Raw genomic sequence first — 9,875 nt, forward strand, 5'->3', positions numbered from 1 at the left:
TATCAACATATCTGGCGTTGACTTTTGGCACGCTGTTGAGTTCTCAAGGAACGGACGCTTCCTTTGTACTCACCCTCTCGGGCTTTCCTCCGGGCACTTCCCTTCGGTCTTGCGTTTCCGACTCTATCAGATCTTTTCTCGATCCGATTTCCTCGGCGCTTTCCAGGTTCCCGCTTTCGCGTTTCCCTTTCCGGCGGTTCCAACTTTATCAGAACTTTCGAGCCGGTCTGGCCGGCCGTCTGTTTCCGATTTCATCGGGAGAGGCTTCATCGAAATCGATGTTCCGAGAAGCGATAGGTTCTCAAGGTCGCCGACCGGATCAGGTCCAGTCCCAGGCAACTGTTCGAATCTACCTCCCCGCTCGCGCCGTGTCAACGGCTCTCGCGGGAACGAAGAGGACAGTAGCAGCTCGGCGGGCGTGGATGCACATCAGGCGGCCGTGGGCACGGTGGCGCTGCGTTCGGCCGCGTCGATGTCGCCGGTCTCGCCGGTGCGTGCCGCGCGGCCGCCGAGGACGTAGACGTAGGTCAGGAACGCCAGCTCGGCCACGACGCCGATGGTGATGCGGGCCCAGGTCGGCAGGCCGGACGGGGTGACGAAGCCTTCGATGGCGCCGGCGACGAAGAGTACGAGGGCCAGGCCGATGGCCATGCCCAGGGCGGCGCGGCCCTCCTCGGCCAGGGCTGTGCGGCGGGTGCGGGGGCCTGGGTCGATGAGGGTCCAGCCGAGGCGGAGGCCGGTTCCGGCGGCGACGAAGACGGCGGTGAGTTCCAGGAGGCCGTGCGGCAGGACCAGGCCGAGGAAGGTGTCGAGGCGGCCGGCCGAGGTCATCAGACCGAAGCCGATGCCGAGGTTGAGCATGTTCAGCAGCAGGATCCAGATGACCGGCAGGCCGAGGAAGATGCCCAGGACCAGGCAGATCGCGGCGGCCTGGGCGTTGTTCGTCCAGACCTGGGCGGCGAAGGAGGCCGCGGGGTTGCTGGAGTAGTAGGACTCGTACTCGCCGCCGGGGCGGGTGAGCTCGCGTAGTTCGCTCGGGGCCGCGATCGTCGCCTGGACGTCGGGGTGCGTGCCGATCCACCAGCCCAGGAGGGCCGCGACGAGCGCCGAGAGCAGCGCGGTGGGCACCCACCAGTGACGGGAGCGGTAGACGGCGGCGGGGAACCCGTGGGTGAGGAAGCGGGTCACGTCGCGCCAGGAGGCGCGGCGGGTTCCTGTGACGGCTCCACGCGCGCGTGCCACCAGTTGGCTGAGCCGGCCGGTCAGCTGGGGGTCGGGGGCGCTGGACCGGATGAGGGAGAGGTGGGTCGCCGTGCGCTGATAGAGGGCGACGAGTTCGTCGACCTCGGGGCCGGTGAGCCGGCGTCGGCGTCGGAGCAGGGCGTCCAGGCGGTCCCACTCCGCGCGGTGGGCGGAGACGAAGACGTCGAGGTCCATCGGTGTGCCTGCTCCTCGGCTGATCGTCGGGACTCGTCGTGGATGTCAGCTTGTCCTACTGGGGCGCGATGTGCGTTCAGCTTGGCAGACTGGCCGTTCAGGGGCAGGCCAGGGAAGGGCGGCGGGCGTGAGTGAGCTGGTGACGGGCGAGGCGGTGGCGCTTGAGCTGCGCCCCGCGAGGCTGCCCAGCAGGGCCTTGGCCGTGCTGCTCGATCTGGTGGTGGCCGCGGTGGCCTACATCGCCATGTCCGTGGTGCTCCTGCTGACGACCTCGTCGCTGGACCAGGCGGCGCGCACCGCGGTGTCCATCGCGACTTTCGTGCTGGTGCTGGTGGGTGCGCCGATCGCGGTGGAGACGCTGAGCCATGGGCGTTCGCTGGGGAAGCTGGTGTGCGGGCTGCGGGTGGTGCGGGACGACGGCGGGCCGATCCGGTTCCGGCACGCTCTGGTGCGCGGGGCGATCGGGGTCTTCGAGATCCTGCTGACGTTCGGGGTCATCGCCTGTATCGCGTCGCTGGTGTCGGCGCGGGGTCGGCGGCTCGGGGATGTGTTCGCGGGGACTCTCGTGGTGCGTGAGCGGGTGCCGGTGGCGCGGACCGGATTCATCGCGCCGCCTCCGCCCGGGCTCGCGGGGCGGTTCTCGGAGCTGGACCTGTCCGCGGTTCCCGATGGGCTGTGGCTGGCCGTGCGCCAGTACCTGGCCCGGATGCAGCAGCTGGATCCGCAGGTGGGGCGGGCCATGGCGGAACGTCTCGCCGGTGATCTCGCGGCGCGGACGGGTGTTCCGGTGCCGCCGGGGGTGCCCGCGTCCGACTATCTCGCCGCGGTGCTCCAGGAGCGGCAGGCCCGCGAGGTGCGGCGGGTCTTCGAGAACGGTTCGGTGGTCGGCGCCGGCGGGCGGCCGGGCGGGGGTGCGGCAGCCGGGGGTGCGGCGGCGGGTGCGTACGCGCCGCCCTCGGTGCCGGTGGAGAGGGCCGCGTCGCCGGGCAGCGCGGCTGCGCGGTCCGCGCCGCCGCGGGGTGAGGGCGCGTCGGCCGAGTCGCCGGCCACCGGGTTCGTACCCCCGGCCTGAGGCGTCCGCGGTCGCACGAGCGCGGCTGTCACTCGAAGACGGACGGCGGTGACTCCAGGTCCTCCAGCTCGATGCCGGGGGCCGCGAGGACCACGTCGCCGGCGATGTGCACGGCGTGCTGCTCGCCCGTGTCCAGGGCCGTGACCTGGTATTCGTCCACGGTCAGGGGGCCGTTGTCAGTGGCGTGTGTTTCTCTGTTCACCAGGGCCCAGGACTGGTCGAGGGTGCGCGGGGCGAGGACCGGGTCCGTGAAGGCGACGAGGCGTACGCGGGTGGCCGCACCGGCGGGGGTGAGGCGCAGGAGGCGAGTGGTGGCGATGAGAAACGCGGGGGATGTGCCGGTGAACGCGTGGGCGCGGACGTTGCCTTCCGTGGCGTGAGCGCCGGTGGGGTCGGTGCGGACCCAGGTGACACCGTCGAGGGCGGCGCCGCGCACCTGCCAGCCGCCTGCGTGGAGTTCCAGGCGGATGGGGCGGCCGAGGTCGTCGAGGGCGAGGTCGACGGAGCCCTGGTGGTCGCCCGAGGGTGTCGTCAGCTGGGCGACGTAGCGCCAGCCGGAGGGGCCGGGGGCGCAGTGGAAGTGCTCTTCTGCGAGGGGGGTGTGATCGTGCGGGTCGTGGAGCGAATAGCGGCCGCGGGGCATGGGGGTCCTGGGGTCTGACGGGCTGGTCCGGGCACTGTCGGCACGGACCTGTACGGCCAAAGGGGCAGGCCCCCGGCACGGGGGTGCGGGGGCCTGCCTCGGAGGACGGTACGGCTACTGGGCCGTGCGGATCCTGCGGGTCGCGCGGATCAGTAGCGGTAGTGGTCCGGCTTGTACGGGCCCTCGACCTTCACGCCGATGTACTCGGCCTGCTCGGGGCGGAGCGTGGTGAGCTTCACGCCGAGCGCGTCCAGGTGGAGGCGGGCGACCTTCTCGTCGAGGTGCTTGGGCAGCACGTAGACGCCGGTCGGGTACTCGTCGGGCTTGGTGAACAGCTCGATCTGGGCCAGGGTCTGGTCCGCGAAGGAGTTGGACATCACGAACGACGGGTGACCGGTGGCGTTGCCCAGGTTGAGCAGGCGGCCCTCGGACAGGACGATGATCTTCTTGCCGTCCGGGAAGGTCCAGGTGTGGACCTGCGGCTTGATCTCGTCCTTGACGATGCCGGGGACCTTGGCGAGGCCGGCCATGTCGATCTCGTTGTCGAAGTGGCCGATGTTGCCGACGATGGCCTGGTGCTTCATCTTGGCCATGTCGCTGGCCATGATGATGTCCTTGTTGCCGGTCGTGGTGATGAAGATGTCGGCCGTCTCGACGACCTCGTCGAGGGTGGTGACCTGGTAGCCGTCCATCGCCGCCTGCAGGGCGCAGATCGGGTCGATCTCGGTGACGATCACGCGGGCGCCCTGGCCGCGCAGGGACTCCGCGCAGCCCTTGCCGACGTCGCCGTAGCCGCAGACGACCGCGGTCTTGCCGCCGATCAGGGTGTCGGTGGCGCGGTTGATGCCGTCGATCAGGGAGTGGCGGCAGCCGTACTTGTTGTCGAACTTCGACTTGGTGACGGCGTCGTTGACGTTGATCGCCGGGAACAGGAGGGTGCCTTCGCGCTGCATCTCGTACAGGCGGTGGACACCGGTGGTGGTCTCCTCGGTGACGCCGCGGATCTCGGACGCCAGCTGGGTCCACTTCTGGGGGTTCTCCCCCAGGGTGCGGGTCAGCAGTTCGAGGATGACGCGGTGCTCGTCGGATTCGGCGGTGTCGGGCGAGGGGACCTTGCCGTCCTTCTCGTACTCGACGCCCTTGTGGACCAGGAGGGTGGCGTCGCCGCCGTCGTCCAGGATCATGTTCGGGCCGCCGGTGGCGGTGCCGGGCCAGGTCAGGGCCTGCTCGGTGCACCACCAGTACTCCTCCAGGGTCTCGCCCTTCCAGGCGAAGACCGGGACGCCCTGCGGGTTGTCGGGCGTGCCGTTCGGGCCGACGGCGATGGCGGCCGCGGCGTGGTCCTGGGTGGAGAAGATGTTGCAGGAGGCCCAGCGGACCTGGGCGCCGAGGGCGACCAGGGTCTCGATCAGGACCGCGGTCTGCACGGTCATGTGCAGGGAGCCGGTGATGCGGGCGCCCTTGAGGGGCTGAGCCTCGGCGTACTCCTTGCGGATCGCCATCAGGCCCGGCATCTCGTGTTCGGCGAGAGTGATCTCCTTGCGGCCGAACTCGGCGAGGGAGAGGTCGGCGACCTTGAAGTCCTGTCGGTTCTCGACAGTCGTCATTACGAGCTGCTCCTCGGAGGTTGGGTCGAGGTGGGTACGGCTGATCTGCGCGGCGGCGGACACCGGAGTGTCCGAAAGAGGACACAGGCATGCCCGCGTACACGCAGCGCAGTCCGTCGGAGGCCCTCTCTCCCTCGGTCGGTCCGCGGTGGGACCGCCCGACCGCCATCAGCAGCGACGTCTGGCTCCGTCCCAAGCTACACCGGTCGACCCGCCCGCCCCCAGTCCGCTGTCGAACAGATCACGCCGTTCGCGGGCGGAGGGGAGGGACGGGAACGCTCGCGGAGGGGGGTGGTGTGCGGGGGTGGTGGGGGCGGTGCTGGAGGTGCTGCGCGAGGTCGGGGGGGGCCGTAGGGCCGTCGCTCGCCGGCTCGCGGCCGTCCCGGACTCGCGGCCGCCCCGGGTGCGAGGGGGTGGGGGGCCGTAGCCTCGGCGGGCGCCGATGGCCACGGCCGTGGTGAGTCTGCGCGAGGGGGACCAGTTCGTCGGTGTACGTGGCGAGAACGTCGTGCGGCGGGTGATCGGCGTGGGTGGTGACCGGGTCGCGTGCTGCGCGGGGACTGCCGGTGAGCGGATCCTGCTGAACGGGACGCCGCTGGTGGAGCCGTATGTCCGGGACGGGGTCGGGGACGGGCTGGGTCAGCCGTACGACGTGCGGGTGCCGGACGGGCGGCTGCTCCTGCTCGCGGGCGTTCGCCGACGACCACGGCGGTACGGTTCCGGCCGCGGCCGTCATCGGGCGGGTGACCGGCGACCGCGTCGTACCGGTGCTGCCGGCCCTGCTTCTGCTGCTGGGGCTCGTGCTGGCGGTGGGCGCGGTGCTGGTGGCGGCGTGGGCGCGGTATGTGCGGCGGCGGCCGTCGGAGCTCACGCGGTGGTGGCCGCAGCATCTGTGCGGCCCGGGAGTGACCAGGGGCCCTGCCGCTCGTCGTGAGCGGCAGGGCCACTGGTTCCATCAGGCCTGACGGGTCAGGTCAGTGGCCGGCGTTGTGCGGGGCCGGGCCGCCCGGGGAGGCTTCCGGGTCGGGGCCCTTGGCGGCTTCGGCCTCGCTGTAGACGTCCGGCTCCAGGTAGATGACGCGGGCGATCGGGACGGCCGCGCGGATGCGGGCCTCGGCGGCGTCGATGGCGGCGGCGATGTCGGTGGCCGTGTCGTCGTGGCGTACGGCGATCTTGGCGGCGACCAGCAGCTCCTCGGGACCGAGGTGGAGCGTGCGCATGTGGATGATGCGGGTGACGGTGGTGCCGTCCACGATCGCGGCCTCGATCTTCTGGACCTCTTCCAGGCCCGCGGCCTCACCGAGGAGCAGCGACTTGGTCTCGGCGGCCAGGACGATGGCGATCACGATGAGCAGGACGCCGATGCACAGGGTGCCGATGCCGTCCCAGACGCCGTCGCCGGTGAGGAGGGCGAGGCCGACGCCGCCGAGGGCCAGGATCAGACCGACGAGGGCGCCGAGGTCCTCCAGGAGGACGACCGGCAGCTCGGGGGCCTTCGCGTGGCGGACGAACTCCTTCCAGGACTTCCTGCCGCGCAGGGTGTTGGACTCCTTGATGGCCGTGCGGAAGGAGATCGTCTCGGCGATGATCGCGAAGACGAGGACGCCGACCGGCCAGTACCAGTGCTCGATCTCGTGCGGGTCCTTGATCTTCTCGTAGCCCTCGTAGATGGCGAACATGCCACCGACCGAGAAGAGCACGATCGAGACGAGGAAGGCGTAGATGTAGCGCTCGCGGCCGTAGCCGAAGGGGTGCTGCGGGGTCGCCTCGCGCTTGGCCTTCTTGCCGCCGAGGAGCAGCAGGCCCTGGTTGCCGGAGTCGGCGACGGAGTGCACCGACTCGGCGAGCATCGAGGACGAGCCGCTGAAGAGGAACGCCACGAACTTCGCTGCCGCGATCGAGAGATTGGCGAACAGTGCCGCCACGATCGCCTTGGTACCGCCTGACGCGCTCATGTGTTGGCGTGGTTCCCTTCGTACGTACGCCGCTGCCGGGCTTTGCCCGTCCTTGACGGTGGGCCATTGTTGCAGCCCTCGTGCGGGTACCGCGCCAGGCGGTCCTTACGGGCTGCTTAGGGTGCCCATATCGGTTGTTGCCGGACCGTCAGACGACGACGGTCGCCCGGAAGAGAGTGCCCGCACCGGACACGTCGATGCGTTCGTCCGCCGGGACGAAGACGGACTGCCCGGGGCGCAGTGCGTGTTCTCCGGCCCGTACGGTGCCGGCCGTGCACAGCAGAATCTGGGGGGCGGGGCGGGTGAGGTCGCGGCGCGGGCCGCCCTGCGGGAGGACGTACCGGGACAGGCGGAACTCGTCGGTCGGGGTCTCGTAGACCTCCTCGCCGTCCGGGGAGGCCTCCGGGCGCAGGACGCCCGGGTCGGACGGCTCGAAACGGACGACGCGCAGGAGTTCGGGGACGTCGACGTGTTTCGGGGTCAGGCCGCAGCGCAGGACGTTGTCGGAGTTGGCCATGATCTCGACGCCCAGGCCGTTCAGGTACGCGTGCGGCACGCCGGCGCCGAGGAAGAGGGCCTCGCCGGGCTGGAGCCGGACGTGGTTGAGGAGCATGGCGGCGATGACGCCGGGGTCACCCGGGTAGTGGTGGGCGATGTCGGCGTAGGGGGCGTAGGCGCCGCCGAGGCGTGTGCAGGCGGCGGTGGCCTCGGCGACCGTGCGGGCCATCTCCTCGCGGTCGGCGCCGAGGACGGCGGTCAGCACCTCGCGCAGGGCCGCGTCCTCGGGGTGGGCGTGCAGCAGGTCGGCGTACGGCTTGAGGGAGTCGACGCCGAGGCCGTCGAGGAGGCCGGCGGCCTGGACCGGGTCGCGGAAGCCGCACAGGCCGTCGAACTCGGTGAGGGCGCAGATCAGTTCGGGCTTGTGGTTGGCGTCCTTGTAGTTGCGGTGCGGGGCGTCGACGGGGATACCGCGGCGTTCCTCGTCCGCGTATCCCTCCTGCGCCTGGGCGAGGTCGGGGTGGACCTGGAGGGAGAGGGGGGCGCCGGCGGCGAGGAGCTTGAGGAGGAAGGGGAGGCGGGGGCCGAAGCGGGCGACGGCCGCCCGGCCCAGCTCCCGCTCCGGGTCGGCGTCGATGACTTCGGCGAGGGTGCCGCGCGGGGTGCGCGAGGGTGCGCCCGGGTGGGCGCCCATCCACATCTCCGCCTGGGGTTCGCCGGTCGGTTCGACGCCGAGGAGGTGCGGGATCGCGGTGGGGGAGCCCCAGGCGTAGGGGCGGATGGTGTTGTCGAGGCGGTCCATGGGAGTTCTCTGGGTCTTTCTGCCGGCGGGGTGGGGGCTCGGCGGGGGTCCGGTCGGTGCCTGGGGGGCCGTTGGGGTGCCTGTGGCGCTCGGAGCGCTGGGCGGGTGCCCGGTGGGCGCCCGGTGGGCGCTGAGCAGGTGCCCGGTGGGCGCTGGGCGGGTGCTCGTGAGAGCTGGGGCGCTTGGGGCGCTTGGGGCGCCTGTGATGCGACGTCTGGTGGGCGCTCGGGGTGCTCCCAGGCCGTCCGTCCCCAAGGGGTGTCTGTCGGCGCCTCTTCAGGGCGTGGTGAGGGCTTGTCGAGGCCTGTCGGGGGTTCCTCCAGGGCGCTGTCCGGTGCGGTGCGAGGCCTGGCCCGTGGTCCGCGGCGGTCGGGTCAGGGTGTCCCCGGCAACCTCAGGCCCTTGAGGCGAGCGCCAGGTAAACGGCGGCGAAATCCGTCATGGCGATCAGTTCCGCGAGAGTCTCCAGCTCGCCGCCCGGGTCCGGTTCGAGTTCGCTGATCGGCGTGTCGTGGCTCAGGGCCAGGTCACGGGCCGCGGGGGCGGCGGTGAGGCCGGCGATCGGGCGGTCGCGGAGCAGGACCACGCGCGCGTGCAGGGCGGGTGCCTCCTCGACGCGGTCGCGGAAGAAGTCGTCCGGGTTGGCGCGGGCCGCGAGGGGGCCGGCGAGCAGGGCGCTGTGCGCGGCGAGCGCCTCGGGCAGTTCGGCGACGACCGCCGGGGTGCCGGACAGCTCCGCGAGGGCGGCGGCGAAACGGCGGCCGGCGGGGCCCGCCGAGGTGCCCTCGGTCCAGATCACCGGGAGCGCGTCGGCCAGCTCCGCGGCGAGGGTCTTCGCCGGGTTGCTGTACGTGGCGATGGCCGGGCCGCAGCGTTCGGCGACGTGGTCGAGGCGGTCGGCGACCTTGTCCAGCGCCTCGGTGGAGGCGCCGAGCAGGCCGATGCGGTCCAGGAGGGCGAGGAGTGGGGTGAGCAGCGCCCACAGGACGCCGGGGGCGGAGGCCGCGAGGGGTTCGTCCTGGTCGTACGGGGCGGTGGCCATCGCTACGAAGAGACCGTGGGCGCCGGCGACGGCCTCGGCGAGCGGGGTGCCGGGCGGGGCCACGGCGACGACGGCGCAGCCGCGGCGGTAGGCCTGCTCGGCGAGCAGGGCGAGGCCGGGTTCCGTGCCGTCCGGGGTGGTGATCAGGAGCAGGTCCACCGAGCCGGCCCAGCCGGGGAGTTCCCAGCGGAGGGCTCCGGCGGCCGGGGCCACGCCGGTGGGGGCGAGGCGGGTGACGGGGCTGCCCGGGCCGGCGAGGGTGCCGAGGAGGTCGGCGGCGTGGGTGGCCGCGGCGCCCGGGCCGGCGATCAGGACCGCGCGGGGGCGGCCGTCGGGTTTCAGCTCGCCGACGCCGGCCTCGGCGGCGTTGCGGGCCGCCGTGCGGACGCGGGCACCGGCTTCGGCGGCGCCGCGCAGCAGGCCGCGGTGGTCGGCCTCGGCCAGGGCCTCGGGGGTGTCGAGCAGCGATTCGTCGAGCATGGGCGGCAGCCTCCGAACGCCGGGTCGTCTGTGCGGGTCGCCTGCGGTTCTGAGTGGGTGAGCGGGCCGGGTGCCGGGTGTGTCCGGTTCCGGGTGCTCCCGGGGCGCCGCATTATGCCGGGCGGCGGGCCTCGTCGACGAGGAGGACGGGGATGCCGTCGCGGATGGGGTACGCCAGGCCGCAGTCCTGGCCGGTGCAGATCAACTCGGTGTCCTGCTCCTTGAGGGGGGCGTGGCAGGCCGGGACTCCGCGAGCCGCAGCACGTCACCGAGGTTGACCATCTCCCGGTCGGTGTTCGGAATCTCGATGCCGACCGCGGACTTGCCGGGGATCGGGCT

8 protein-coding genes and 1 pseudogene are annotated in these 9,875 nt (G+C 72.0%); 2 read left to right on the plus strand and 7 right to left on the minus strand.

The genetic code is table 11. The features are described 5' to 3' along the window. Window positions 1-429 precede the first annotated feature (429 nt). Window positions 430-1,437: a stage II sporulation protein M gene (locus AB0K92_RS33005; RefSeq protein WP_365928960.1), complete on the minus strand. Its 1,008-nt coding sequence runs from the start codon at window positions 1,435-1,437 to the stop codon at window positions 430-432. A 127-nt stretch (window positions 1,438-1,564) separates the two neighbouring features. Here AB0K92_RS33005 and AB0K92_RS33010 point away from each other — a divergent pair, with 127 nt between their 5' ends. Then, window positions 1,565-2,509: an RDD family protein gene (locus AB0K92_RS33010; protein ID WP_365928961.1), complete on the plus strand. Its 945-nt coding sequence runs from the start codon at window positions 1,565-1,567 to the stop codon at window positions 2,507-2,509. Between the two features lie 28 nt (window positions 2,510-2,537). Here the strand turns inward: AB0K92_RS33010 and AB0K92_RS33015 are convergent, their stop codons facing one another. After that, window positions 2,538-3,152: a hypothetical protein gene (locus AB0K92_RS33015; protein WP_365928962.1), complete on the minus strand. Its 615-nt coding sequence runs from the start codon at window positions 3,150-3,152 to the stop codon at window positions 2,538-2,540. Between the two features lie 149 nt (window positions 3,153-3,301). Then, window positions 3,302-4,759 (minus strand): adenosylhomocysteinase, encoded by a 1,458-nt coding sequence (ahcY, locus tag AB0K92_RS33020; protein WP_165999372.1) that lies wholly within the window; start codon window positions 4,757-4,759, stop codon window positions 3,302-3,304. Window positions 4,760-5,201: 442 nt separating this feature from the next. Between ahcY and AB0K92_RS33025 the strand changes: the two genes are divergently transcribed. Continuing rightward, window positions 5,202-5,693 (plus strand): S26 family signal peptidase, encoded by a 492-nt coding sequence (locus AB0K92_RS33025; protein ID WP_365928963.1) that lies wholly within the window; start codon window positions 5,202-5,204, stop codon window positions 5,691-5,693. Window positions 5,694-5,733: 40 nt separating this feature from the next. On the opposite strand, the gene AB0K92_RS33030 is transcribed toward AB0K92_RS33025, so the two are convergent. The 4 genes and pseudogenes from AB0K92_RS33030 to AB0K92_RS33045 form a co-directional block, all read right to left on the minus strand. After that, complete coding sequence (locus AB0K92_RS33030) at window positions 5,734-6,714, minus strand: cation diffusion facilitator family transporter (protein ID WP_365928964.1); 981 nt, start codon at window positions 6,712-6,714, stop codon at window positions 5,734-5,736. A 148-nt stretch (window positions 6,715-6,862) separates the two neighbouring features. Continuing rightward, the gene (manA, locus tag AB0K92_RS33035; RefSeq protein ID WP_365928965.1) at window positions 6,863-8,014 is read right to left on the minus strand and encodes a mannose-6-phosphate isomerase, class I; all 1,152 of its coding nucleotides are present in this window, start codon (window positions 8,012-8,014) and stop codon (window positions 6,863-6,865) included. 394 nt (window positions 8,015-8,408) lie between these two features. Then, the gene (locus AB0K92_RS33040) at window positions 8,409-9,536 is read right to left on the minus strand and encodes an SIS domain-containing protein (RefSeq protein WP_365928966.1); all 1,128 of its coding nucleotides are present in this window, start codon (window positions 9,534-9,536) and stop codon (window positions 8,409-8,411) included. 112 nt (window positions 9,537-9,648) lie between these two features. Next, window positions 9,649-9,780 (minus strand): annotated as a pseudogene (locus AB0K92_RS33045) (Trm112 family protein); the annotation flags it as partial. Window positions 9,781-9,875: the final 95 nt, after the last annotated feature.

This window comes from Streptomyces sp. NPDC052687 (assembly GCF_040678395.1).
Taxonomy (GTDB): Bacteria; Actinomycetota; Actinomycetes; order Streptomycetales; family Streptomycetaceae; genus Streptomyces.